Consider the following 24,861-nt stretch of genomic DNA (forward strand, 5'->3'; position numbering starts at 1 on the left):
CCACTACAAATCTTGATTACGCTGTTTAAAGAAGCTTAGGCCAAGTCCTGTAAGAAGAATTGTTCCTCCCATAAATACTATAAGATTTTTAAGCCTGTCTACTTGACAGGGATAATATCAGGTACTGATCTCCATTTTTTTATCTTTGAAAGAACCTCTTCTCCTGTTATTCCTGAAAGCATTAGATCAAGAAGCACCATATTATTATATATTTTTATAAATTCTATTTTACTAAATATAGCTTTTGCTATATTAATAGGTTTATTACTATATCTACTCATAAATAACACTCAATCCATTTATGTTTATTCCTTTTGCATTATCATTGCTATTTGTAGATTTTAGCTCTTTCAAATTGCCTCTATAAATAATCTTACTATTTATCTTTAATAGACTTTGAGGTCTAACAAGGTTCCGTGATATTTCAAAATCTATAATACCACTTTCTTTTAAAATGTAATATACAAACTCCGAGCATAAAAATCTATTATCATAAAATGCTTCCTTGTTAAATAAACCATAGAATAACCCTTTATAGTTATACTTATAAAGATTACTATTAGAGATGAAATGATTCAATAGACCTTCAGCATTTTCGTACTGCTGTTTTGATACTTCAACCTCCATTATTAAACCAGGTAAATTTTTATGGAATTTATATACTCCTTTATTGATACTTTCCTGCTTGAACCTACCAACAAATGGATTGTAGGTGTGTTTTCTCCCAAAACTGTACATATAATCAAGTTCTTTATCTAACGAGATAGCTGCATGAGTATATTCATCTTTTTTGAAGAATTGGATAAGCTTGGATATTGCTGTGTTCGTCCTTGTAAGAACTATATATATATGATGTTTTTTCATTATAAGCCCCTCTATAAGTTCATTTGATATACTCATTATGCAATATAAATATTAAAAATAAATTACAAATAAATTACAAATAAATTAAAAATAAAAAAAACATTTATAGGAACAGAAGATATATTGTATCATAAATATTTGGACAGTGTCAAAATATTTGATAGGCTATCATAATACTAAAGGATTATAGTATAATGAATATATATTTTCTATTTATTTTAAAATATGATTATACTATAACAAATTAAATGAGAAAAGGAGTATATCATGGATATAGATGTTGGTTCAAAGATTAGAGCAATTAGACAAGAAAAGAAAATGAGTATTGCTGCGTTAGCAAGACAATCAGGAATAAGTGCAGGAATGATTAGTCAGATAGAAAACAGAAAAGCCGTCCCATCTATTACCGTAATGTGGACAATTGCAAAAACATTAGGTGTTAATATTGGATACTTTTTTGATGAAACGGTTGAGGATTTACCTAATCCAGTGGTACGTAAAGATGAAAGAAAAAAAATACTTATTGGTAAATCAAAATGTTTATATGAAATGTTGACTCCAGATTTAAATAGAAAAATCGAGTACCTTCTCATTACTTTGGAATATGAATCACAAAAAACTAGAGATTTTCTTAACCACGAAGGAGAAGAATGTGGATATGTAATTAATGGTGTTCTTAAAGTTCATTTAGGGAATACGGTGTACGTTTTACATGAGGGAGATAGTATTTCTTTTAATAGTTCAATTCCTCATTATTTTGAAAATGCAAGTGAAGGAAAGTGTGTCTCTATATGGGCAATGACACCTCCTACATTTTAAATATATATCATTAGAATGTACAAAAAGATCATTACTGACAATTTGTCAGCAGTGATCTTTTTGCACTCTGTGAAAGTGACTGACACCAAATCAAAGATTTGGGTCATCTACTTTTATGGCTTGAATGTGTTCAATTATTTTAATACTGCTTTCATTACACGACCATAATTTTTATATGTGATTTTTTCAATTTCATCTTTAGTAAACCCAGCATTTCTTAGGGCTGTTATCAGGTCATTAACCTGTGATACTTCATTGAGACCATCAATTCCTGGTGATGGTTCTGCTGAGTCGTAAAATGAATTCAAAGTTGTGTTATCAATATAGTCACAGAAATCAAAGCCAAATGCTACATGATCTATTCCAATTAAATTTGCTATGTATTGAATATGTTCAACTAGTCCATCAATATTCTGTTTGTTTCTTGACCTATGAACAAAGGTCCTGAAACTATTTACGCCAACTAGCCCTCCAGAATCTGCAATAGATTTGAGCTGTAGATCGTTAAGGTTTCTATCATGCGCACATAAGGCATGTGTATTTGAATGGGATGCTATTATTGGTTTTGAAACAATATCGACTACATCCCAAAAAGAACGGTTGTTTAAATGCGAAACATCCAACAGCATACCCAACCTCTCAATTTCTTTTACAGCGAGACACCCATCAGAAGTAAGACCTCTATTTTTATCCCCAAGGACACCAGTAGCTAATTTATTTTCTTCGTTCCAAGTCAGTGATGCGTGTCGTACACCAAGCTCATAATACTGCTGTAGCAAAGTTATGTTTGTATCAATATGACTAAGCCCTTCCATTCCGATAAGTACCTTGATTCGAGTGTCCTCAATCTTAAAATAATCCTCATGATTCTTTATAACATTTAAAATGTCTTGAGCATATTTTATTTCACGTTGCATACACTCAATGACCTGCGTTACTCTATGTGCAGGGTCTATATCATAAGGAGGGTCCACCCAAATAACAAAAATACCTCCATTAACATTTCCAGCGTTGAATTTTTTAAAATGGTTTTTTCTAAATACATCTTTCATATTATTAACTATATATTTATTAGTTATATCTGTCCAGATGTCTGTATGTCCATCAAATATCATTGTGCTTCCTCCTAATAAATATATTGTTACATAAGCATATTTCCAACAATTATTCCGAAATAATTACCTAAAATATAGCCTAGTGTTCCTACTACCATGATAGGGCCAATCAACTCTACCCAACCTTTTGAAATTGCCATAGCAGCAGCTGTCGTGGGTCCACCGATATTAGCGTTAGATACTAATATGATCTCTTCTAAATTAAATTTAAGCAGTTTCCCTGCCACAAATGTCACGAGCATATTAATTCCTACCATGACAGCACAGAAAAGCAATAGTAATGGTGATTTTTCAAGAATCAATGCAATTGAAGCTGGAACACCAATAACTACAAAGAATATATAAATTAGAAAGGTACCAATCTCTTGCGATCCTTTGATATTACTAAAATAATCGGAGAAAAAGGTGGCACCAAGCATTGTGAATGTTGTTATTAATAAGTACTTATTTGACAATAAACTATTAAAAATGTTAAGTACTGGGTTTGTTGTCGGGATTATTAAACCAAACCATTTAGCAACCTCACCTGATATAGCAACGATGACAAATGCAGTGGCAATTGAAGAAGCAATATCTATTAAAGAAATTTCTTTTGCGCCCCAATAATTTGCCGCTAATGTTTCATTATTATTGGTACCTACACGTTCTACTTCATCAATATGAGGATGTGTAAACTGTTTTCTAAAAAATTCTATTGAAGGGATTGCAATGAGAACAAAGAAGTATAGTGCCATTAGCAAATTATCTGCAACCACTGCTGCTGAAACGAGTTCACCAGGAACTTCAAACGAGCCAGCCATTGCTGCAAAATTTACGCCTCCACCAATGTATGATCCGGACATCATACCTGCAACTTTGCTTAAGCCGGGTATGTATTTGCTCAAAGCAATATATCCCCAAAATGCTCCAAGCATTGTTCCAACTGAACTAATTAGAAAAATGATTAAAAGCCGTCCACTTTCCCTCCAGATTTTCTTTATGTCACATTTGAAAAGAAGTAAAGGTATTGCAAGTGGTACTACATAGGTCCATACTTGATCATATGCTGGTGCATCCGTTGGAATAATTCTAAGATTTGAAAAGATAAGTGCTCCAATAAGTGCGATAATTGCTCCAGAAATTTTTGCAGCCCACCGATATTTTTGTTCCAGATAAATGCTTACAGCTGCCCATCCCGTTAAAAATGCCCATAAAATCCAAGTATTATCTGGGCTGATAAATGAGTTTTGCATAAATGTTCCCCCTTTTAATGTTTAATATATTAAACTAAAATTAATTATACTATATAATTACCGAATATTCAATATAATAAATGAAATTCATTATATTGAATATTATTTACTTTAATTTATCTTTTCTTTCTACATGTTTTAACCTCTCTTACTCTCGAAGGAATTCAAAATACATAAAAAGTGAATTGAACAAAAATGAACCTAGGTAAAGTAACACTTTACCTAGGTTCATTAAATTAATGAAAATACTTATTAATTATCTGAGTTGTTCTCCTCAAAAGTACCGATGGTAACATCATTAATAAGCCTTACGATGATATTAATGATATCACTGAAGAGAAAATTTTTTCTCTTACCAAGAGGTATTATTTATACTTCAATCTTTTAGTCAAAAGGTACTACGTTTTCATAATGCACTTGGAAGTAATCTCCTTCTACTAGCTGAAAATGTCCTGATTCATAAAGTGCTCCATCGAGGGTAATAACTACTTTTTCAACCCCAAAATTGAAACCTACCGTATTTACGATACTTTGGATAACCAATGATTCATATCCGGCACCCAAATTCAGCTCAGCGAGAAAATTTTTTGATAAGTCTACCACAACCAGCTCTTCCTCAGGGTTATATGAGAAGGATTGTAGTGTGACATTTTCACTAAATACTGAGGATATAGATTCATTGGTAGAACGTTGTAGATATTCTGTGTATGTAGGTTCAATCTCATCGTTGGTATGAAATGGAATGTCAAAATCCTTATAAACCACTTGCTCATTTTCAAGATCAGGATAATAACAACGAAGTATATAAGTAACATCAGTTTCCTCTTCAATATTTGCTAGAGTTGTGATTACTTCATCATCCTCAGCTTGAAAGATGGTGAGTACCATACCTAACCCTTCTACATAATAGGTTTTTGTCTGTCCGGTTTCGGGCCCCTCCGTTGTCACCTCCAATGCTTCATAGTTACCAGAAGGGGTTTCAATGGCAACATTTATTCCTGTTATTTCTCTTGTTCGTCCATCAGACAGTTCCCAGTTTGTCCCTACCTCTATGGGTTCTATCAAAAGAATTTCTCCCTCTTCAACAAATTCTGTATTGGTATAATCTGATAAGTAATAAGCTTCTTCACGACTTAAAAATAGTTTTAAAGCCGCCTCTTGATATTCCAATATTTGCACCACTGTTGTTCCAGTGGAGTGATTACGGATTTGGGTTCTCCCATCATGGATAAAATCAAAATAGGTCTCTCTTTCTGCAAACTCCATCCCAATCCCTTCATAGGTTAAATAAGTGTCAGCCAAAAAAGGGTAAAAATCTTCGATAGTTACTGCCGGTTCATCATGATCATCTACCGGAGGAGTTTCAGGTGATGGAGATTCAGCTCGACATGCAACAAAAAAACTTAAAGCGAATAGCAAAATAGCTAGTTTTTTCATATCGTTACCTCCTCTTCTTTATGATTGTTACATACCCATTTTAAGGGGAAAACAACTAACTATCTAACACCAAATTTAAATCAGGATTATCTAATTATATAAATGGTGTTGCATTCAGGTGGAGTAGAATCTCTAGTCTTCAGTTTTAGGTGGAAAAATTGATTTATTTGATAATTCTACTAATTTTACATATTATATGGAGTTACTAATAAATTATGCTTATAATCTAGAACATTTGTTTAACAGTCCGTCATGTATACATTTTGAACTACCTCCCCTGTCAAGTAGACAGGGAGCAGTTCAACCATAACACCTTGGAATGCTGCAATTTCAAACTCTCGACTTTAAAAGCTACTAAAAATTTGTTCGTTTTTTATGCCCTCTTCTACCTCTAAAAGCACTTCGTTGATTTGATGGAGTCCTGCTCCTGTTGGTAAAGCTACACTGATATTTACCATCCCTTCGTCTGATGCAGGGAAAAGTTCTACTCCTACAAGGAACACAGATGACAGGCTTCCCAGAAACAAGAAAATTTGTAACTATTCACAAAATCTATTTTCACATACCATACAACTTGAAACTTTGTGGGACAGTCGTTATAAAATCTTTAAGATTATGTTACTCTAAAAAGTTTTTATCATGACATATCAATGACATATTTAGTTGCTATTCTATATACAAGCTAGTAAATAAATATTAACTAGCTTATACATTTTTTAAAGGAGGAGATCAATGATGAAAATGAGAAAACTAATATTTATTGCTGTGCTAATGATGAGTATGGTAGCCTTTGTTGCATGTAGTAGTGATGAGGGATTATCAGAGCTAGAGGATTCTTTAGGTAATGAATATAGTGAAGGAGATGATTTAGAATTAGGTGAAGAGGAATCTGACCTAGGCATGGAGGAAGAAACCCCCTTGTTACTCGATGGAAGTTATGTAGGGAAAGCCAGTAACACTGAAGGTGAAATTGAAGTCGAAATTACTGTTTCAGATGGCAAAATTGCATTATTACACATAGCAGAACAAGAAGGAGTGGAGATTTCAGAAGAAACCATAGAAGGCTTTAATACGCAGTTTGCTACGATAGAAGATGCTAGGTTTCTAAGTTTAGAAGAAATTCCAGGAGAATCCGAAAACATAGGTTTAGTTATTGAAGCAATCAACAATGCATTAGAAGAAGGTGGTCTATAAATAAAGTCCATTATAAAATTGCCCTCCCTCTCTTTTATATATAAAACGAGGTATTCTTAGAAAATCTAAGAATACCTCGTTTCTATAGTGCCGATTTTGATAAGGACTTCTGTTCCTGAAGGTTCTGTTTTAGCGATGGTTATTGTACCATCATGGGCTTCTATAATATGCTTACTAATGGTTAATCCTAATCCAAAACCAGAAGTTTTCTGTCTACTACGATCCCCTTTAAAAAATCTCTCGAAGATATAGGGTAGATCCTTCTCTTGAATGCCATAACCGTTATCTCGTATTTTCAATACAAAGCCCTGATCAGTTTCTTGACTTAAACTTATACTAATTTGTCCATTGTCAGGAGTATAGCGAATAGCATTATCTAATACATTGATGATTACTTGTCTAAAACGTTCCTGATCCACACAAGCTATAATATTATCCTGCTTTTCACTATATATTTTAATGTTTTTCTTTTGAAAATGAAATCCCATTTGTAAAATGATTTCATTAACCAATTGAGTTATATTGGTAGAGGATTTATCAAGCACTGCAATTTTTTTCTCAAAGGAGGATAATTCAATAAGTTCTGCCACTAAATTGCCTAGCCTTTTTGTTTCGTCCAAAGCTATATTTAAATAGGCTTCTGATTCATTAGGTTCGATGACTCCATCCAAAATTCCTTGAATAAAGTTTTGGATAGTGGTTAATGGGGTTTTCAACTCATGAGAGGCATTAGCAATTAAGTCTTTACGCAATTCCTCTAAATTTTCGATCTGTAAGGCCATATGATTTAATGATTTTCCTAATTGACTTATTTCATCTCTTCCATTAATTATAGCATTTTGGGAAAAATCACCTTTAGCAATATTGGAAGCCACCTCATTCATATCAATAAGGGGTTTAGTAAATTTTTTGGAAATAATATAAAGCAAAAAGCTTACGGGAATACTTGTAAAAAGAAAAGTTAAAAAAATTAGTCTGTTTACTTGACCGACAATTAACTTCATGTTTGCGACGGGACTATAAATAAAAACCTCTCCTATCCAAACGTCATTTACCTTTAAGGGGATGGATACAGTTAACATCTGTACATCATTCCCTTCTCCCTCTGACTCAAAGTAGGCTATAAAATATTCTCCTCTGTGTTCTTGAGAGTTTATAGTAGAAGGATCTAAATTTACAGGTTTTCGGCCAATGCTCTTTATTCCCACTTTCCTTTCTTCATCAAGTATAACGGAAACTCCTACCCCATCATTTGATTGCATTATATTTAAAGCCTGTATAAAATAATCTGATGTAATAAGATCATCCTTTAGCTGAAAAAAAAGATTGTTTACATAAATTGCCTTCTGTTCTAACAATTGTTTTCTCTGATCATATACCTGTTGCTCCATAAAATAACTAATTACTGATGCAATTAACAATAAACTGATGAGAGACAAGCTCATATAGCTTAATAGAAATTTTTTAAAAACTGATTTAAACAATTCTATTCACCTCAAATTTGTAACCAATTCCCCATACGGTTTTAATAGACCAATTTTGCTTTTGAGCAGTTTTTAGCCTCTTTCTCAGACGCTTAACATATAGGTCAATTACTCGATCCTCACCTTCAAAATCCCAACCCCATATGTTTTCAATGAGTTCATTTCTCTTTAAAACTTGATTTGGATGCTGCATTAGATATTGAAGTAGTTGTGCCTCTCTTCGAGGAACATCAATGATTTGTTCATTTAAATAAATAATAAAGGAATCAACATCAAATACTAGGTTATCATAGGTCAAGCGATTGGAATGCTTAATTTTCACTTCCTGGTAGTCCATCTTCCTACGACGTAGAATAGCTTCAATACGTGCAATTAATTCATGCATGTCGAAGGGTTTTGTTAGGTAATCATCTGCTCCTAAATTTAGACCCTTCACCTTTTCCTCCAAAGTACCTTTAGCTGTAAGCATAATGATAGGTGTAGAGCTGTCTTCTCTAACTTTATTACAGAGGGAGTAGCCATCTAATCCTGGCAACATCAAATCCAAAACAATTACATCATATCTGTTGCTTTTGAACTTTCTATAAGCCTCTAGACCGTCATGACAACATTCTACAGAATAATTTCGTTTCTTTAAATATAACGCAATAATATGACATATATTTTTATCATCTTCTATAACTAGAACTTTTTCCTGATTCATATGCCCACCTTCCTTCAATTCATAGCTACTTTAATAAAAAGAAAAAATTCATCGGCTATCAACATATATATCATTTAATTATATAAGGCGAATATGTCATTATTGTTTCATTTAGCAATAAATAGTTATTTTATAGATTCATAGATACATCTATATTCTATTTTAACAGGTTATCCACAAAAAAGGTAGTAAGGGAAAAATTCGTACGTTTTTTTGTTGTTGTATTATTTCGTTCTATTTGATATGATTTTCGTACGAGGTGATGAATATGAAGGATACCACAAAGGCTATTACAGCTACGGAGTTTAAGACAAATTTAGGCAAGTACCTTGATTACGTAATTGAAGACAACGAAGTTATTATTACGAAAAACGGTAAAAAAGCCGTGAGACTTACACCTTATGTTACAGAAATCGAGCGATATTATACGGTTAAAGAAAATGCGCTGGATTATCAGTATGGTGGTAAGAAGGTATCTTATGAAGAATTTATGGAGATTTACGAGAAAAGCCAGCTGAGAATGGAGTATATCAATGGTGAAATCGTTCTTTTAGCTTCACTCAATACCTTTCATCAGGATATTTCTGGGAATTTACATATACACCTAAGATCCTATCTGAAAGGCAAAAAATGCAAGGTCTTTTATGCACCTTTTGATGTTCATTTCTATAAAAAGAGACTCAAAACACCTGATGTAATGCAACCTGATTTGCTCATTGCATGCGATTTAGAGGATACTCTTAATGAAAAAGGGCGATATATGGGTACCCCCACACTTTGTATTGAAATTTTATCAAAAAGCACTCGCTCAAAGGATATGGTAGATAAACTCAATACCTATATGATGTCTGGTGTGAAGGAATTTTGGATCGTGGACCCTAATAAGCATTCAGTTTTAGTATATGGCTTTAAGGATTTTGAAATCGATGAATATACCACCTATAAGCTTGAAGACACTTTAAATTCTTACTTTTTCGAAGGTTTAGATATCATGGTAAATGAAATCTTTAAAGCTTAATGGGGCCGCTAGACAAAAATAAAGGGGACAGGTTTACTGATTTGCAATTATTCTGCTAACCAATAAACCTCTCCCTAGATCCCTATTTTTCATGTTTTTCTTCAAATGTAGTTTTTATCTTAGAATCTCATGGGTTAAGTTACCTTTTTAGTACTTAAACTTATTTACACTCTTTTTCATATTCTCTGCTACTTCAGCTAATTCTTCACTTCCATTAGCAATTTCAATCATTGATGCCGTTTGTTCCTCTATTGATGCTGAAACTTCCTCAGTACTTGCTGCATTTTCCTGTGAAATTGATGCAAGATTCATGATGATATGTACAATTTGTTCCTTTCTGTCTTCCATTTCACGCCCTGATATATTAAGGGATACGATCATTTCTTTAACTTTGTCAATGGAATCAGCAATGCCATCAAATTTTTCATTAGTTTTTTCTACACTTTCTTTTTGTTCATTGGAAATCTTACCTACACTTGCCATGGTGGTTACGGCACTTTCTGTTTTTACTAATAACTGCTGAATAATATTCGTAATGTCATTTGCAAAACTATTTGACTCTTCTGCCAGCTTTCTAATTTCTTCAGCAACAACAGCAAAACCTTTTCCGGTCTCCCCTGCCCTAGCTGCTTCTATAGCTGCATTTAGTGCTAATAAGTTCGTTTGGTCGGCTATATTTTTTATCATCAAACTAGCTTTTTCTATTTTTTCTACATTTTCATTCGTTGATATAATAACTTCATTAACTTTAATTGATGCTTCATTACTTTCTGTTGTTTTTTCTATTAAGAAGTTTAACGTAGTAAACCCTTCATCTTTCAACTCATTCACTCTATCAATAAGTGTATTAAGTTTTTTCATGTAATCTTGATTTCTATCTATCAATACCCCTAAATCATTAATATGTATACTTCCTTCACTTGCATCCTGTGCTTGATTAGTAGCACCTTTTGCAATATCTTCTATTGTTTTTGCCACCTCATTCGATGCTAAAGTTGTCTGCTGAATAATAACAGACAGCTCTTCTGAAGAGGATGCTAGTTGATGAGAAGTATCATCTATTTTTTTGATTAGATCAGCAAAATTATTTTTCATAAATACCAATGAATTAGCCATTTTTCCAATTTCATCTTTTCTATATAGATATTTAGTCCCCTTATCATTTTTATCAGAAGTCAGATCATAATTTGATAATTTTTCGATTGTCTCCGTTAGAACTACAATAGGCTTTGTAATATAACTACTTGCAATATATATACATATAGCTGATAAAATAATAGCACCCCATCCAATAATCATGAGAAGATTCCTTAAATTTTTAACGTTGTTAAAAATTTCTTCTTTATCAATAGATACTATAAGTATCCAGTCAGTTCCCTCAATGGGTCCATAAGCTGATATTTTTTCTTTACCTTCAGATATATACTCTCCTACACCCGCATTCCCTAAAAAAATTTGATTTTCAAGCAGTTCTTCCAATTGTTGTTGTTTAGGATCTTTTTGTGCATATTCTAGTATATTTACTTGTTCTAAAACCATTTGCAAGTCTCTATTTGCCATTATTTGTCCTTGTCTATTAATAATATAGGCAGAGCCTGTTTCCCCATAGCTAAAATCACTAATTATGCTATTTATTTCCTCTTGGCTCTTAACGCCATATAAAACTCCCGTTATCTCACCATTCCTTTCTATTGGTGCAGCTACTGTCATAATTGGTTCATTTGTAGCACGACTGATTATTACATCTGATATATTACTTTCACCCTTTTTGGATTTTTGAAAATAATTTCTATCCGAAATATTCCCTGAAGTTTTTGTGCTATCAAAACGTGTAAAATTTCCGTCTAAATTTGCTACTGCAATAGCTTCGTATCCATTCTTCTGAGCCTCTTTTCCCATTACATCCACTTTTTCCTCCCAAGGAGTATCATCATCAATAATCCTTCTATTGGCAAGAGTTTCTATAAAAATTACTTCTTGATCTATTTTAGCTTTTATAACCATTGCATTACCTTCTAGCGCAACAGAAAGCCCTTCCATTGCCTCTCGTTGCAGAAACTTAGATGATTCATAGATAGATACATAGGTCACTATTATGAAAGAAATAATAAAAATTAAACTAAAAATTAATATTAATTTACCTCTTAAAGATCTTTGCATATTTTTTCGTCCTTTCTGCTTTTAGTAATTTTTTTGTAATTTGATTGATGGTGGTCTTATCTCCACTTTCTACTTGATTGATTTCTATAAAAGAACTTATTATGAGCAAAGCAGGAGGAAATAGCTAATATAATAAATTCTAAACCTCTACTTTAACAAACATGCTTTTCAATTAACTCATCTACAACTCCAACTAACCTTTTTATTTCTGGCTTAGTGATTTGAGCATCTGCTCCTAGTTTTTTACCCTTTCTCATCATCTCTTCACTAATTAGAGAGGAAAATATTATTACTGGCAAAGTTCCTAGTATAGCATCTTCTTTAATAAGTTTTGTCAAGTGATGTCCATCTATCTGAGGCATTTCGATATCTGTAATCACACATGAAACTATTTCATTGATCTTCTTATCTTTTCTTGCTTTAACTTTTTCAAGTATATCCCAGGCTTCCCTTCCGTTATTGACCATTATTAAGTTTTTATATCCAGCTTGTGTTAAACATTCTTTTATGACCTGTGATAGCATTTGAGAATCTTCTGCAATTAAAATAGGCTTATCATTATACTGTCTAGCACTCATTGTTTTAATATCAGAGATCTGGATTCCTGTTCTTGGGCTGATATCACTTACTATTTTCTCAAAATCTAAAATTGCTACTAATCTATCGTTGATTTTTACAATACCAGTAACAATTCCTTCTATTCCATCATAAATAGTTGTATCAGGTTTCTCTATCTCCTCCCATGATAAACGATGAATTCCTACTACAGAATTTACTTGAAAAGCTGTGGTAATTTTATTAAAGTAGGTTATAAGAAAAAAGTCCTTGTTGATAGATTCATTTGAGCTGAAATTTAAATATTTAGGTAAATTTATTACCGTAATTACATAATCTCTAGGTTTAAACAACCCATGTATACAAGGATGCGCATTTGGTACTTTCGTAATGTTATTGTATCCAATAATTTCTTTTACTTTAGCTACATTAATACCGAAATAATTTTCTCCAATTTTAAATTCTACAATCTCTAACTCATTTGTACCACTTTCCAATAATATTTTGCTCCTATTATTCATAAACGTTCCTCCTTCATATTTACCAACAGATTATCATCATAATTAAACTTGTACTCTGTTAAATTCTATGATATCAACCGCTTTTCTTACGGTTAGATATATTTGATATATCAATTCCCATTACTAACTATTCTCCTGTTCATAAATGTTGTTTTATCATAGTTGATCTTGTTTTCAAACCACTCAGGTAATCTAAAAGATGCATGAATATATCCTTTAATCAAGTCTGTCCTTGCTTGTATTGCATCCCATTTTTGAGGATATTGTTTTAAGAATAAAACAAAGTCTTTTGGCGTAATTTGAAATATTTTTTTTTCTCCAAATCTTCGTCCTTTTATGTAACCAGCTCTAGCCCATCTATATATTAAGTTAGGATCTTTATTCAATAAAAAACCGATATCTCCAGTTGTTAAAAATTCTCCATTCCCTATTCTTGAAGGTCCTAATTGAAGTTCTATTGCTTTTTTCCTAATAGAAACAGGACTTCTACTCAATGTTTTTGCTATTAGCTCCATAGAAGATGTGCCCCATTTTTCTGTTAAATAATTTATTTCCTTTTCATTCCATTTTTTTATAGCCGTTGTCAAACCTAAGCGCTTTGCTTTTTTAAAGATAGAATCTGAAGTTCTATGTAATTTATATGCTATTTCTTTTATACCTTCTATTCCATAATTTCTTTTTAAATATTGAATTTCGTAATCTGTCCATTTTTTATAAGACATTTTCTTTTCCCCCCCTTTAAATATTTAAGTTTATATAGTGTCGTCAAATTTGCCAGTGAGGTCTATTTGAAAATAAAAAAGCCCATAATAAAGGATTCTTTTGAATCCTTTATTATGGACTAGTTAAATTGCAAACATTACATTTGATTTATATAGCTTTCCCATAATTATCAATTTATGTTGTTTTTATAGTTGTTTGACGACCTTAATAGGACTATAGCTTATACAAAAGTATATCTATATTCATTTTTAAAGACTCAATTATGATAAAATAATATCAATATTTAAACTTAGTTACAATATATCTCAAATATCAATTTTTGTCAACCATTATATTTTTGAGGGGAAAATTGTATATTAAAGTCTATATATGTACATATAAAATTAGTCTTTCCTACTTAGCATTTAGAGACGATTTATTAATTAGAAGTATTGGAAAACCATGCTAGAGTATACCCTCAGGTCTCTCTCTCTTTATATCTCTTTGAGTCTTTCTGAACAGTAAAATATGTGCTTTTTTATTTACTAACTCTATTATTCATTCTATACAATTTGTAGTAATATCCTCTCAAATCTTTCTTTAGGATATATATCTATTTTCTTTATTGTTATTTTTCTACCAATCAAATCACTTATCTGCTCCTCAACTTCATTGATAGTATTTCCATAAATTGTTTTTCTAATTAATTCAATACCTTTGTAATGTTGGCCTGTAGCCAATAAACTTTCTTCTAAAATAGTCAGGCTTTCTTTTAAAAGAATTTCTATCTCTTTTCCATTTATAAAAACATTAATTAGTTTTGCTCCCTTTCCGGTCACTTTTTTCAGATACTTTGAATAGAGATTCCTAATTTCAAGTTCTAATTCATTTTTTATGTCTTCTGTTAAAATAGAATCTTGATTTACTACTAATAAATTTTCTCTTTTCTCTAAAATTTCATTTGCTATTTGTGTTAGATTTTCCATCAATAAATCTATGTCAATTGGTTTTATTAAATATTTCTCTATTTTCAAATCTACTGTTTCTAAGATAGTTTTTGAATCAGATAATGCTGATGTAATAATACAAGGACATCGAAAACCCTTGGTTCTCAATTGTTTCATCATTTCAATTCCATTTATATCTGGCATGATTAAATCTGTTATGATTATATCGGGTTGATATTCGAAAAATTTTTTTATTCCATCCTGTCCATTTTCTGCTGTAATTACCCTACCAACTCTTTTTTTTAGAAATCTTGAAACTTGATTTCTTGTAATCGTCTCATCTTCTACATAAAGCACCTTTATCTTTTTTATTGTAGTCTCCTCATTCATAATATTCCTCCTATATGTCTAAAGGAAAGCCTATTATTAATCTATTTTCTGTTCCTTTATTAATTAAATCAATAGTACCTTCCATCCTTTTATGTATTATATTACTAAACATCGATAAATGATTGAGATATAATTTATACTCTTTATACTTATCTGCATTGTAGTTAATTTTTATATCAAAAAAAACTTTTTTATTATTTGTGCTTATTTGAATCATTAATTTTCTATTATCAATGTCTAACTCATCTTTACAATGCTCAATAATATCAAAAAAAATACAATACATGATCTGAATAAATTCATTAGGAGAACCATATTGGCTAATCTTTTCTTTTGTGATAACATCAACTGTTATGTGTTCCCTTTTGATTTTTTCTTCTAAGATTTCAAAAACTAAATCTAGATATTTTTTTATATCAAAATTTTCTTTTTTATAATCCATTTCAAAAAAAGTGTTAAATTTTTCTATTTCACTAGAAAGATTTTTTATGATTTGCCATATTTCTCTATAATACTCTTCCATTAATCTGCAATTTTTTGTTTCGCTATCGATTTCATCCATGAGATTGATAATGGAAAAATTTAAACTATTAAGAGGTTGCCTCCAGGCATGGGACAAGTTTGAAACAATATCTGATAAATTCATAATTTTATCAGTATAGCTTTTCATATCTTTTACACTACATTTTTCTTTTACAGAATATAATTCTTTGTTAATGTCCTTTACCGAAATAAATGCTTTTAAAAAATCAATATCTCTACTAAAAGCATAAGCTTTAATTTGCCATAGTTGGCATTTTTCATCTTTTATATCTTCTAAATTTGCTATTTCAAAGTTTTCATCATCTTTTTTCATGTAGATATTCATACTGTCTTCAGTAGAATTTTCTAAAAAATAATTTATTATTTTATAATATATATTTGTAAAGTCATCTTTAATATTATCAATACTACTACCTATAATTTTACTTTTTTCAACCTTTAAATAATTAACATAATGACTATTAATATGATTTATATAACATTTAAGTTTACCTTCCTCTATCCTTCCCTCTATTTCCAACATAAAGTCTAAATGTTGATTTGTAGAGCCCATTAAATTTTGATCGAAATTTATATGGTGTGATCTTAAAACATCGTTCAAACAGCTTCCTCCTCACTTGCTTAATATTTTAATAATACCATTTGCCAACCATTTTTTCTAGATAACTGTAGCCTCATTTTTTGTTACCTTTGAAATCATATGATAATGACCCAATAGCCATCGATTATTAAGTTTATCACTTCTCTAACTTTAATCTGCTTTTATCAACTTTTTTTATTTCTATAAATAAACTCTTCCTCTTTTATAACTCCAAAATTTATATTACTCTAGCTTTTCCATATTTTTATAGACATACGCTTTTAAAACTAAATTTTAGTATACACGGGCTACGATTTCGCACAAAACCGTGAGCTGCAAATGTGCCCTTAGTCTATTAAAATTTAAAGGCGTATGTCTATATCTGTTTATATTAAAAAGCACCTGCTCCTATAAACAGATGTTTTGTATATATAGCTTATTTATTTTTTATCTATTTAACTCAACTTGGACTGTGATTTTCTTCCTCTCCCTAGATCTTATTATCTTTATGATCGACTATTTAAATGTGTGCATTGCTTACATTCCTAAATTTTTCTTGATTTTTTCTATCACCAGATCTTCTTGAAAAGGTTTAACAATAAAGTCTTTAGCTCCTGCTTGAATTGCTTCAAGTATCATTTGACTCTGTCCCATAGCTGAACACATAATGATCTTTGCTTCTGGAAAACTTTTTTTAATTTCTTTAACTGCTTCTAGACCATCCATGTCCGGCATAGTAATATCCATTATTACTAAATCTGGTCTGAGCTCTTTATATTTGAAAACTGCTTTTTCTCCGTTTGCAGCCTCGCCAACCACTTCAAAGTTATGCTTTATAAGAAAATTTTTCAAAACCGTTCTCATAAATGCAGCATCGTCTACTATTAAGATTTTTGCAACCATATCCTATCTCTCCAATCAATTCCTAATTTTATGAAAAACTATATTATTTATAACCTATCATAAAGTAAAAAAATATGCCAGTGCTCAATGTCTCTTAAGTAATAATCTTTTTAGCAATTAATCCATCTCAATTTTGTGTACATCTGTATCATTTCGGTAGCCATAAAAGCAAATTTATATAATTTGTAAATTGTTCTTTATGCAACAAAATGATCCATGATTTGATTTTATACAATCATGGATCATTTATCTATCTTATCTATCATCTACTTCAACATCGTGTAGTATATCACTCCAAATTTCCTTAAGCTTGATATCCCACTTGTCAGTTTCTTTCTTGTACTCAATGGTTTTAACAACAATGATACTATCTGTATTCAATAACTGAGATGTTAGCGCCTTATATAAAGCTTCCCCTTCAGTCAAATTTACTCCCTCAGGTTTCTGACTTGGAATTACTTCTATATACATCACCTCAGATTGAGCAGGATATGAATCTCTCGTATAATCATACCATACCTTCACTTTCTCACCTATACCGATATCTTTAGGAGCATTATTAAACCATATAGCGTTATAATATTCTGAAACTCCACCAGTTTCGCTAAAATCTTGTGCCTCTGGATCGATCACAAGGATTCTATCATCTTCTTTCTCCATGACGTATCCTATAATTCCGGGGGCATCATTTGGCGAAGAATTTTCACTGGCACTAGCATTACAAGCCATTAATGTTACTGTTAATAATAAATATAGCATTATTGAAAATCTCTTTTTCAACAACCCATCCCTCCTATTCATTTCTTCGGCATAGTATTCAAACAGATATTTGTCAATTTTTCTTTGATTTGGAGTATATTTTTATTCGCCTCTTTATTATCTGCTTTTAATTATTAGACGAATACAGCTGATTTTTCATTTTATTCAGCTATATCCAAGAGAATTTTCCCGATTTCTGGACTAACGATGCAATAGGATACATCTTTACCGTCTATTTGTCCTCCAACCAAAACGTGTTCCTCAAAACCATAGCTGGTCAACTGGATATTCGTTTCATCGTCTGAAGTAATCATGATGCTATTTCCTGCAAGCATCATGGGGTACCCCCCCTTGTATGTGGGACTTGTATTTAAAACATTAATCAAGTCGTCTATTTCATCTTGTTTAAAAGTTTTCATTTCTTTCTGCATTAAATTATATAATTTCATCTCTTTAATAGCATCAATAGCTATTGCTTTCCCCATTTCCTCCAATGATTCACCAATTTCATCTTGCCCTGGTTCAACAACACTTGGCGGTAAATCTGCTAAATTTCCTTGAATCTTTTCTATTCCATCCTTATCAAATCTAATCAATATATTTGGATATGTTAGAGCTTGAGTGACGACTTCGTCTTTTGAAGGAGCTAATAAAGTAGCATCAATATATGCTGTGCCTGGTGTTACTTGGGTAACACTACCTATTTGCAAATCATAGCCTCCTGTTGATTTTTCCCCTGCAGTGACTAAAACATAATGCCACTGTCCATCAGTTAATGTATGAAATCCTGGAGTTTTTATGTTTTCTTCATACCAAGCAGATAATGTCTGATTTTCATCAATCTTTTCGGCCTCTACTATTTCAAAGTGAATTGGCTTTTCTATAATGATCACATCTTTGTCACCCTCGGTTTCAATGGTAACTGCACGGTTTGAATCATCCCATCCCACTGAAGCTCCTAAAGTTTCTGCAACAAAACGTCCCGGAATAAAGGTGCGTCCCTCTACAACCTTAGCAGGCACTTCCAGCTTTAAGGTTTCTACGTTCACTACTCCATCCACACTTTTGGTTATTTCAGCAGTATCTTTTCCAATAGCTAATACAATACTCATGTCCTCCGTAAGTACCTTAACCGCTTTCTGATCTTGATCCCATTCTACCGTAGCACCCAATTTTTCCATAATTCCTTTTAGTGGGACTAATGTTCGGTTATTTTCGATGAAAGGGGCAACTTCTGTCTCTAACCACTCACCATCTACTTGCACTCGAATATCCCGATCCTTTATTATTCTATTTTCCATTAAAAATTTGTTATCTGTATTATTCACTCCTGAGTCATCAGAATCCACCCACATCTTCAACGTATAAGCCTGTTGACCTTCAACAATCTTTACACTATCTTTTCCAAAAATCTCATAAAGAAAATCAGCATTTTCTTCACTGTAGGGTGTGACTCCTATTTCAATATAGTCCTCCCTTGGCCCTGTGTGGGTTACAGTAAATCCTATCTCTGCCATTTTTTCGGAGTTCTCCTCAAAAATGTACTTGTCAATCTCCCTATGTTTCTGAGTTAGCTGGCTTTCAATACCTACTTCTATACTTGGACTTGTACGCAACTCTAAATTTTCTGAATTAGCAAAAACAGCACTTGATGAAATTGTGGTTAAGCATATCCCAACGACACACACCTTTGTAAACTTTGATTTAATCATAAAATCATTCCTCCTCATTCACTTGATTTTTTCAAATTATGTTAGTTTTACGTAATTCGCTTAAGTATTATATAAGCTTATTTATCTTGATGTCATATCCATAAAAAGTCTACAACACCAGAGCATCTTATTTACTTCTCTTTTATATGCTCTTACATAGGTAAGACGCAAAAATTCCTTTTAAGTTCCCTAATTCTCAAAAATAAATAGAAACCCACGAAAAATTGCTCATGGGTTTCTGAATTTTCCCTAGTCATCACATTCTTGTTTTGATGACTATTCTCTTTATATATTGATGTTAACTAGTGTTTATTGCACTTGCTTTTATCAGAACAACTACTGCCGCAGCTACATTTATTATCTTTGGCATCTTTGTATACTTTTTTTGAAGCAAATACGATAATCATCGCAAATATTAAACCAACGATAACATTTCCTAACATTATGCTTCAACTCCTAACGCAGCACGTTTAGAATCTGCTTTTCTAATCGTTAAAACAAGGTAAATTGTAGTGCCAGCTAGTATTATTATCGCTGGCACGAAACCTACTGCCGGTGCTCCATATACGATCAACGAGCCAACTTGAGTTACCATCATCGCCAAAATGTATCCAACCCCGAACTGGAAAGCAAGAGCTTTTAATAACCATTTTTTTGAACCCATTTCCGAATTCATAGCTCCAATTGCTGCAAAACAAGGTGGAGTAAACAAATTAAACACAAGATAAGCAAAAGCTGTCACCGGTGTGAAAAATTGTATTAAAGCACCTCCGGGTAAATGTAAGGCCTCTTCTGAAGCCACAGCTAAAAGTACTGCAAATGTAGCAACAACATTTTCTTTGGCAATAAAGCCTGTTATTGCCGCAGCTGCAAGCTGCCATCCAACAAATCCAAGTGGAATCAAAAGCGGAGCAATCACTGTCCCAATTGAAGCAAGTATACTTAGGCTTTGATCTTCTACTGGCTTAAATCCCCAACTATATGCTTGTGCAAACCATACTAACGTATTACACACAAGTATAATCGTTGTAGCTTTATAAATAAACGCTTTTGCTTTGTCTATCATTTGAAGAAAAGCATATTTTAAGCTGGGCAATTTATATTCCGGAAGCTCCATAATAAATTGAGATGAATTCTCCCATACAAAGATTTTCTTTAATAAAAGTCCGCCGAGTACAATCATTATAATTGCAATAAGATACATGCTGGGTCCAACCCAAGAACTTCCCGGAAAAAATACTGCCGCAAAAAGAGCTATAATTGGAAGTTTAGCGCCGCAAGGTACAAAAGGAGTAAGAATTGTAGTCATTCTCCTTTCATTAACATCTTCAATCGTTCTTGTTGCCATAACACCGGGAATAGCGCAACCAGAACCTACAATCATTGGTATAATAGACTTACCAGATAGTCCGATTTTCTTGAAAAACCGATCCATTACAACTGCCACTCTAGCCATATATCCACAGTCCTCAAGAAGGGATAGACAAAAAAACAATACCATAACTAGAGGTAAGAACCCTACAACAGCTCCCACACCACCAATGGCACCATCTACGATAAGGGCTTGCAAGAGTGGATTAATTCCTACGCCCTCTAAAAAACCATTGACCGCATCCGGCACTATTTCTCCGAACACTACCTCATTAAAGTATTCTGATAAGTACCCCCCCAGCCCTTCGATAGAAAATGAAAACACTGCCCACATTACCAAGAAAAATATTGGTAATCCTAACCATTTATGGGCTATAATTCTATCTAATTTATCAGAAGAAGTAACCTTGCTTGCATCTCTTTTCTTAACTTGACACTTTTCAACAATTCCATCTACAAACTTTTGTCTTGCCTTATCAGAATCATCAGAGTCTTTGCCTGTGAAATCTGGCGCAATTTGAGTTTTCTTTTCCTTGCCCAATTTAACAGCTTCATTCATTAAATTCAATAACCCATCTTCCGATGTGGCGGTAGTAGCAACAACTTTACAATTTAATTCCTGACTTAAAGCAGTCTGATCTACAGTATCTCCTCTTTTAGATACAATGTCGCTCTTATTAAGAGCAATAACTACTGGAACCCCTAATTCTAGAAGCTGTGTTGTAAAAAACAAGCTTCTACTAACATTAGCACCATCAACAATATTAATGATTACATCTGGCTCTTCTCCCAAGATGAAATCTCTAGTAATTGCTTCTTCACCAGTAAATGGTGAAATAGAATATGTACCTGGAAGGTCAACAATTCTAACGTCAAGCCCCTTCGGATTATACTTCTTTTTAAGCTCTGCTTCCTTCTTTGCTACAGTAACACCAGGCCAGTTTCCTACAAACTCTGTTTTCCCTGTAATTGCATTAAACAGTGTAGTTTTCCCTGAATTAGGATTACCCGTTAATGCTATTCTCATCGTAAATCCCCCCCTCATTATAACCGCTTATTTATATTGATAATCATTATCAGCATTAACAAAAATATAATATGCTATAATCCATAGCATATTAGCAATATAATATTTAATAAGAAACAAAAACGCTAGCCTATGCTTCTATCACAATAGATTTTGCCATATTTTCATCAAGTGCATATCTACTGTCTTTAATATTAACTATATAATTTCCTGCAAGTTTGGAAATAAGTGTAATTTCTTCTCCTTCAAAGCATCCTAAAGTAAAAAGAAATTTTTTTACTTTTTCTTTCCCTTCAACTTGTTTAATATTAAAAGTCTGACCAATCTTTGTTTTTGATAATACCATAATGAACTCACCCTACTTTATAGTTTAATTATTAACATCCCTCTTATTGATAAAGAATATCATTTTCATGCAAAATTGTCAATAGGTTGATAAATTTTTTTTGCAAGTCATTCTGAGCCTTGGCGAAGAATCTAAGTATTTAAAATGCTTAACAAACAAATTTTGTGAAAACATGTAAAAACTATAGTACAGAGAGTGCCCATAAATATAAAGATGCAACGGAACCATAGGGGGAATACCGTTTTCTATATACCTGAAATTTTTCTTTTGGAAGCTCCTTAAGTCCATATAGATTCATCATCCCTCTACAGATGGCTAAATCTTTGTAGCTTACCACATCCGGTCGATGGAGGGAAAAAATCAATAGCATCTCAGCCGTCCAAACACCTACTCCCTTTAGAGAGGTAAGGGTTTTTATTATCTCCTCATCCGTCAAAGTATGCAGTAAGTTAAAAGTTATCTTCTCAGATATTGCAGCCTCTGCAATCCCTTTTATATATTCAGCTTTTCTTAAAGACATACCACAGCCTTGAATTTCTGATATTTCTGCTTTTATAATACCTTCTGGTGTGATGTTTCCTACTAGATTATTAAATCTATTCCATACCGTCTCGGCAGCCTTATTAGAAATCTGCTGACTAACAACACTTGAAACAAGTGCTATAAATGGATCAGGTGTAATTTCCCGCTTAATCATCCCTATTCTATCAACAGCTACACCAAGCTTTTTATCTCTTCTTTTTAGGTAGTCTATTTCCTTTTGCCCGTATTCAAAATGCTTCTTGTCTTCCATTAATTCCATCTTACTGTACCTCTTTTCTAATAATTTGCATGCCAATGTCTGCATCTGCTTCAGTTTCATTGCAAAATATCTTTTCTTGAGAAAAAATCATTGATTAAATAATTAAAAAGTAGATAGTCCACTCCATTCTTGAAAACGATAAATCATATTTTTGAGAAAATTATCTTCTTGATATTTTGAAAAGTCAACGGTGTAGTCTCCCCCTTGATTTTCCCATATTCGATCAAAATATTCTATCACCTCTTTTGTTACCTTACTATCCTTGTTCGCTACTATTTTCAAATTTGTTTCTAAATTATAATCTCCTATATTTCTGACAGTAAAGTTTGCTGAACCTCCTATGATAGTGACTACATTATTATTTTCAATAACTATCAGTTTTGTATGATATTGTTCACCATAAGTATCATACCATTTTACTTCTATTTTATTCTCCGATTCTTTTACTAATTCCATTGCAGCTTGTCTATTGGGAATACCGTTCTTTTCAATACCAAAAGCATCTTTATTTGCATCAAGTATTAATCGAATATCTACTCCCCGATCAGATGCTTTGATTAGTTCTTTGATAATGGTTCGCTCAGATAAATAGAACATTCCCAATGTGATTCTATCATTAGCCTTAGTGTTTTTTATTTCATCAACAATATGTTTTCTTATTTTTCCTTCAGTAATCACCATAGCTTTTATATTATCCATAACATCTTTGCTGCTAACATATTTAATATCTCCAAAATCATTGCCTGAAAATTTTGCTACAGCTCGTTCTGTTTTAATTAAATCATTAATGATTTCTCCTTCAACTTTAAAAGCAATATTAGAGTGATATGCACTAGCATCGTGTGGGTTTGCAGAAGTTACAATTGCTGCCTTATCTGTAATCAATACCTTTCTATGATTCGCCTTAAACTTTAATAGTTTTAAATAGGATCGTAGTGTGACTTTAGGAGAATCTTCACTGAAGGGATTTCTAATCCACCCTTTCCCTTCGGTTCCAAACCACTGTAGAAATGTCTTCCAAAACCCGGAGTATAAAGGATTAGAATTCCTCATTTTACTAGAATCAGTGACAATGATATCTATATCATTATTCTTTAATTCCTTTAAATTATTAGATTCATATACACCATAAAAATTATTAATCTCATCTGTTATAAAAACTACTTTTAAATTAGGATATCTTTCCTTTTGCCGTATTAACGTATCTGTCAGTTTTCCTGATAAATTAGGAAATTCACTTTCTCTGCTGTAGTCATCGTTGAATAAGAACATATCTGCAATAATAAATTCTTCTGCTTCTTCAATTAACTCTATTAATTCTTGGAATATTCTATGCTCCTGTACAACTTCACCATTTTTCCTATAGGATAGGTCATATATAAACTCTATATTTGATACATTATGCAAAGCTCCTTCATAAGAAGTACCTTTAGGCATAGGAATGAAAAAGCTATTTATTAACAGGATTATTAATAGACTTAGCAATAGTCCTAATTTTATCAATTTATTTTTTTGCTTTTTTATAGGCATATCTAATGATTTCAATTTTTCCATCATGTCACCCCCGTCATAATATATTAAGTATATCTTATTTCATAGCTTGGTGTAAGCATAATCGTATTTTTACTGACGAGGTAATATTTACTTTTAATAAAAATCTTGCCAAAGTGCCTCCTA

General features: G+C 32.2%; 24 protein-coding genes. 3 read left to right on the plus strand and 21 right to left on the minus strand.

The genetic code is table 11. From position 1 onward, the window contains the following. Positions 1–98: 98 nt before the first annotated feature. Both CHB72_RS09200 and CHB72_RS09205 read right to left on the minus strand, forming a co-directional pair. Positions 99–281, minus strand: a complete 183-nt coding sequence (locus CHB72_RS09200) for a response regulator (RefSeq protein ID WP_089282595.1) — start codon at positions 279–281, stop codon at positions 99–101. After that, complete coding sequence (locus tag CHB72_RS09205) at positions 274–864, minus strand: hypothetical protein (protein WP_089282596.1); 591 nt, start codon at positions 862–864, stop codon at positions 274–276. Before CHB72_RS09205 ends, CHB72_RS09200 begins: the two co-directional genes overlap by 8 nt. Positions 865–1,131: 267 nt before the next feature. On the opposite strand from CHB72_RS09205, the gene CHB72_RS09210 reads away from it, so the two are divergent. Next, positions 1,132–1,683: a cupin domain-containing protein gene (locus CHB72_RS09210; RefSeq protein WP_089282597.1), complete on the plus strand. Its 552-nt coding sequence runs from the start codon at positions 1,132–1,134 to the stop codon at positions 1,681–1,683. Positions 1,684–1,817: 134 nt separating this feature from the next. On the opposite strand, the gene CHB72_RS09215 is transcribed toward CHB72_RS09210, so the two are convergent. The 4 genes from CHB72_RS09215 to CHB72_RS09230 form a co-directional block, all read right to left on the minus strand. Beyond that, positions 1,818–2,798 (minus strand): dipeptidase, encoded by a 981-nt coding sequence (locus CHB72_RS09215; protein WP_089282598.1) that lies wholly within the window; start codon positions 2,796–2,798, stop codon positions 1,818–1,820. Positions 2,799–2,824: 26 nt separating this feature from the next. Then, positions 2,825–4,030: a DUF819 family protein gene (locus CHB72_RS09220; RefSeq protein WP_089282599.1), complete on the minus strand. Its 1,206-nt coding sequence runs from the start codon at positions 4,028–4,030 to the stop codon at positions 2,825–2,827. Positions 4,031–4,414: 384 nt separating this feature from the next. Then, positions 4,415–5,467 carry a GerMN domain-containing protein gene (locus CHB72_RS09225; RefSeq protein WP_089282600.1) on the minus strand — a complete coding sequence of 351 codons (1,053 nt, stop codon included), beginning with the start codon at positions 5,465–5,467 and terminating at the stop codon, positions 4,415–4,417. 344 nt (positions 5,468–5,811) lie between these two features. Further along, on the minus strand, positions 5,812–5,970 hold the full coding sequence (locus CHB72_RS09230) for an efflux RND transporter permease subunit (RefSeq protein ID WP_176431286.1): 159 nt from the start codon (positions 5,968–5,970) through the stop codon (positions 5,812–5,814). A gap of 229 nt (positions 5,971–6,199) precedes the next feature. Here CHB72_RS09230 and CHB72_RS09235 point away from each other — a divergent pair, with 229 nt between their 5' ends. Next, positions 6,200–6,661 carry a hypothetical protein gene (locus tag CHB72_RS09235; RefSeq protein ID WP_089282602.1) on the plus strand — a complete coding sequence of 154 codons (462 nt, stop codon included), beginning with the start codon at positions 6,200–6,202 and terminating at the stop codon, positions 6,659–6,661. A gap of 65 nt (positions 6,662–6,726) precedes the next feature. Here the strand turns inward: CHB72_RS09235 and CHB72_RS09240 are convergent, their stop codons facing one another. Beyond that, positions 6,727–8,145 carry a sensor histidine kinase gene (locus tag CHB72_RS09240; RefSeq protein WP_089282603.1) on the minus strand — a complete coding sequence of 473 codons (1,419 nt, stop codon included), beginning with the start codon at positions 8,143–8,145 and terminating at the stop codon, positions 6,727–6,729. Next, positions 8,138–8,848: a response regulator transcription factor gene (locus tag CHB72_RS09245; protein ID WP_089282604.1), complete on the minus strand. Its 711-nt coding sequence runs from the start codon at positions 8,846–8,848 to the stop codon at positions 8,138–8,140. Before CHB72_RS09245 ends, CHB72_RS09240 begins: the two co-directional genes overlap by 8 nt. 268 nt (positions 8,849–9,116) lie before the next feature. On the opposite strand from CHB72_RS09245, the gene CHB72_RS09250 reads away from it, so the two are divergent. After that, positions 9,117–9,866 (plus strand): type II toxin-antitoxin system Phd/YefM family antitoxin, encoded by a 750-nt coding sequence (locus CHB72_RS09250; RefSeq protein WP_330397026.1) that lies wholly within the window; start codon positions 9,117–9,119, stop codon positions 9,864–9,866. A 147-nt stretch (positions 9,867–10,013) separates the two neighbouring features. Here the strand turns inward: CHB72_RS09250 and CHB72_RS09255 are convergent, their stop codons facing one another. The 13 genes from CHB72_RS09255 to CHB72_RS09315 all read right to left on the minus strand — a co-directional run bounded on the left by CHB72_RS09255 (position 10,014) and on the right by CHB72_RS09315 (position 24,738). Next, positions 10,014–12,026 (minus strand): methyl-accepting chemotaxis protein, encoded by a 2,013-nt coding sequence (locus tag CHB72_RS09255; protein WP_089282606.1) that lies wholly within the window; start codon positions 12,024–12,026, stop codon positions 10,014–10,016. A gap of 152 nt (positions 12,027–12,178) precedes the next feature. Further along, positions 12,179–13,102, minus strand: a complete 924-nt coding sequence (locus CHB72_RS09260) for a chemotaxis protein (RefSeq protein WP_089282607.1) — start codon at positions 13,100–13,102, stop codon at positions 12,179–12,181. Positions 13,103–13,212: 110 nt separating this feature from the next. After that, a complete protein-coding gene (locus CHB72_RS09265) occupies positions 13,213–13,824 on the minus strand; it encodes a hypothetical protein (RefSeq protein ID WP_089282608.1) in 612 nt (203 codons plus the stop codon). Between the two features lie 543 nt (positions 13,825–14,367). Continuing rightward, entirely contained in the window at positions 14,368–15,141 is a 774-nt protein-coding gene (locus CHB72_RS09270; protein ID WP_089282609.1) for a response regulator, read from the minus strand. Positions 15,142–15,151: 10 nt separating this feature from the next. Beyond that, complete coding sequence (locus CHB72_RS09275; protein ID WP_089282610.1) at positions 15,152–16,285, minus strand: ATP-binding protein; 1,134 nt, start codon at positions 16,283–16,285, stop codon at positions 15,152–15,154. Between the two features lie 516 nt (positions 16,286–16,801). After that, positions 16,802–17,167, minus strand: a complete 366-nt coding sequence (locus tag CHB72_RS09280) for a response regulator (protein ID WP_089282611.1) — start codon at positions 17,165–17,167, stop codon at positions 16,802–16,804. Positions 17,168–17,422: 255 nt separating this feature from the next. Beyond that, positions 17,423–17,947: a DUF3221 domain-containing protein gene (locus CHB72_RS09285; protein ID WP_176431288.1), complete on the minus strand. Its 525-nt coding sequence runs from the start codon at positions 17,945–17,947 to the stop codon at positions 17,423–17,425. A 140-nt stretch (positions 17,948–18,087) separates the two neighbouring features. Continuing rightward, positions 18,088–19,638 (minus strand): stalk domain-containing protein, encoded by a 1,551-nt coding sequence (locus tag CHB72_RS09290; RefSeq protein WP_176431289.1) that lies wholly within the window; start codon positions 19,636–19,638, stop codon positions 18,088–18,090. A gap of 302 nt (positions 19,639–19,940) precedes the next feature. Beyond that, entirely contained in the window at positions 19,941–20,081 is a 141-nt protein-coding gene (locus CHB72_RS09295) for a FeoB-associated Cys-rich membrane protein (protein WP_089282614.1), read from the minus strand. Then, on the minus strand, positions 20,081–22,036 hold the full coding sequence (gene feoB, locus CHB72_RS09300) for a ferrous iron transport protein B (protein ID WP_089282615.1): 1,956 nt from the start codon (positions 22,034–22,036) through the stop codon (positions 20,081–20,083). Before feoB ends, CHB72_RS09295 begins: the two co-directional genes overlap by 1 nt. A gap of 130 nt (positions 22,037–22,166) precedes the next feature. Further along, complete coding sequence (locus CHB72_RS09305) at positions 22,167–22,382, minus strand: FeoA family protein (protein ID WP_089282616.1); 216 nt, start codon at positions 22,380–22,382, stop codon at positions 22,167–22,169. Between the two features lie 181 nt (positions 22,383–22,563). Further along, positions 22,564–23,184 carry a DNA-3-methyladenine glycosylase family protein gene (locus CHB72_RS09310; RefSeq protein ID WP_242975085.1) on the minus strand — a complete coding sequence of 207 codons (621 nt, stop codon included), beginning with the start codon at positions 23,182–23,184 and terminating at the stop codon, positions 22,564–22,566. Between the two features lie 102 nt (positions 23,185–23,286). Next, positions 23,287–24,738 (minus strand): phospholipase D family protein, encoded by a 1,452-nt coding sequence (locus CHB72_RS09315; protein WP_176431290.1) that lies wholly within the window; start codon positions 24,736–24,738, stop codon positions 23,287–23,289. Between the last annotated feature and the right edge of the window lie 123 nt (positions 24,739–24,861).

This window comes from Anaerovirgula multivorans, from assembly GCF_900188145.1.
Lineage (GTDB): Bacteria > Bacillota > Clostridia > Peptostreptococcales > Natronincolaceae > Anaerovirgula > Anaerovirgula multivorans.

Bases quoted from the DNA above. Each gene is read 5' to 3' on its own strand.
- CHB72_RS09290 (WP_176431289.1), bottom strand. From the start codon at position 19,638: ATGATTAAATCAAAGTTTACAAAGGTGTGTGTCGTTGGGATATGCTTA.
- CHB72_RS09215 (WP_089282598.1), bottom strand. From the start codon at position 2,798: ATGATATTTGATGGACATACAGACATCTGGACAGATATAACTAATAAA.
- CHB72_RS09245 (WP_089282604.1), bottom strand. From the start codon at position 8,848: ATGAATCAGGAAAAAGTTCTAGTTATAGAAGATGATAAAAATATATGT.
- CHB72_RS09210 (WP_089282597.1), top strand. From the start codon at position 1,132: ATGGATATAGATGTTGGTTCAAAGATTAGAGCAATTAGACAAGAAAAG.
- CHB72_RS09270 (WP_089282609.1), bottom strand. From the start codon at position 15,141: ATGAATGAGGAGACTACAATAAAAAAGATAAAGGTGCTTTATGTAGAA.
- CHB72_RS09220 (WP_089282599.1), bottom strand. From the start codon at position 4,030: ATGCAAAACTCATTTATCAGCCCAGATAATACTTGGATTTTATGGGCA.
- CHB72_RS09205 (WP_089282596.1), bottom strand. From the start codon at position 864: ATGAAAAAACATCATATATATATAGTTCTTACAAGGACGAACACAGCA.
- CHB72_RS09250 (WP_330397026.1), top strand. From the start codon at position 9,117: ATGAAGGATACCACAAAGGCTATTACAGCTACGGAGTTTAAGACAAAT.
- CHB72_RS09235 (WP_089282602.1), top strand. From the start codon at position 6,200: ATGATGAAAATGAGAAAACTAATATTTATTGCTGTGCTAATGATGAGT.
- CHB72_RS09295 (WP_089282614.1), bottom strand. From the start codon at position 20,081: ATGTTAGGAAATGTTATCGTTGGTTTAATATTTGCGATGATTATCGTA.
- CHB72_RS09200 (WP_089282595.1), bottom strand. From the start codon at position 281: ATGAGTAGATATAGTAATAAACCTATTAATATAGCAAAAGCTATATTT.
- CHB72_RS09260 (WP_089282607.1), bottom strand. From the start codon at position 13,102: ATGAATAATAGGAGCAAAATATTATTGGAAAGTGGTACAAATGAGTTA.
- CHB72_RS09280 (WP_089282611.1), bottom strand. From the start codon at position 17,167: ATGGTTGCAAAAATCTTAATAGTAGACGATGCTGCATTTATGAGAACG.
- CHB72_RS09265 (WP_089282608.1), bottom strand. From the start codon at position 13,824: ATGTCTTATAAAAAATGGACAGATTACGAAATTCAATATTTAAAAAGA.
- CHB72_RS09225 (WP_089282600.1), bottom strand. From the start codon at position 5,467: ATGAAAAAACTAGCTATTTTGCTATTCGCTTTAAGTTTTTTTGTTGCA.
- feoB (WP_089282615.1), bottom strand. From the start codon at position 22,036: ATGAGAATAGCATTAACGGGTAATCCTAATTCAGGGAAAACTACACTG.
- CHB72_RS09255 (WP_089282606.1), bottom strand. From the start codon at position 12,026: ATGCAAAGATCTTTAAGAGGTAAATTAATATTAATTTTTAGTTTAATT.
- CHB72_RS09310 (WP_242975085.1), bottom strand. From the start codon at position 23,184: ATGGAATTAATGGAAGACAAGAAGCATTTTGAATACGGGCAAAAGGAA.
- CHB72_RS09315 (WP_176431290.1), bottom strand. From the start codon at position 24,738: ATGGAAAAATTGAAATCATTAGATATGCCTATAAAAAAGCAAAAAAAT.
- CHB72_RS09305 (WP_089282616.1), bottom strand. From the start codon at position 22,382: ATGGTATTATCAAAAACAAAGATTGGTCAGACTTTTAATATTAAACAA.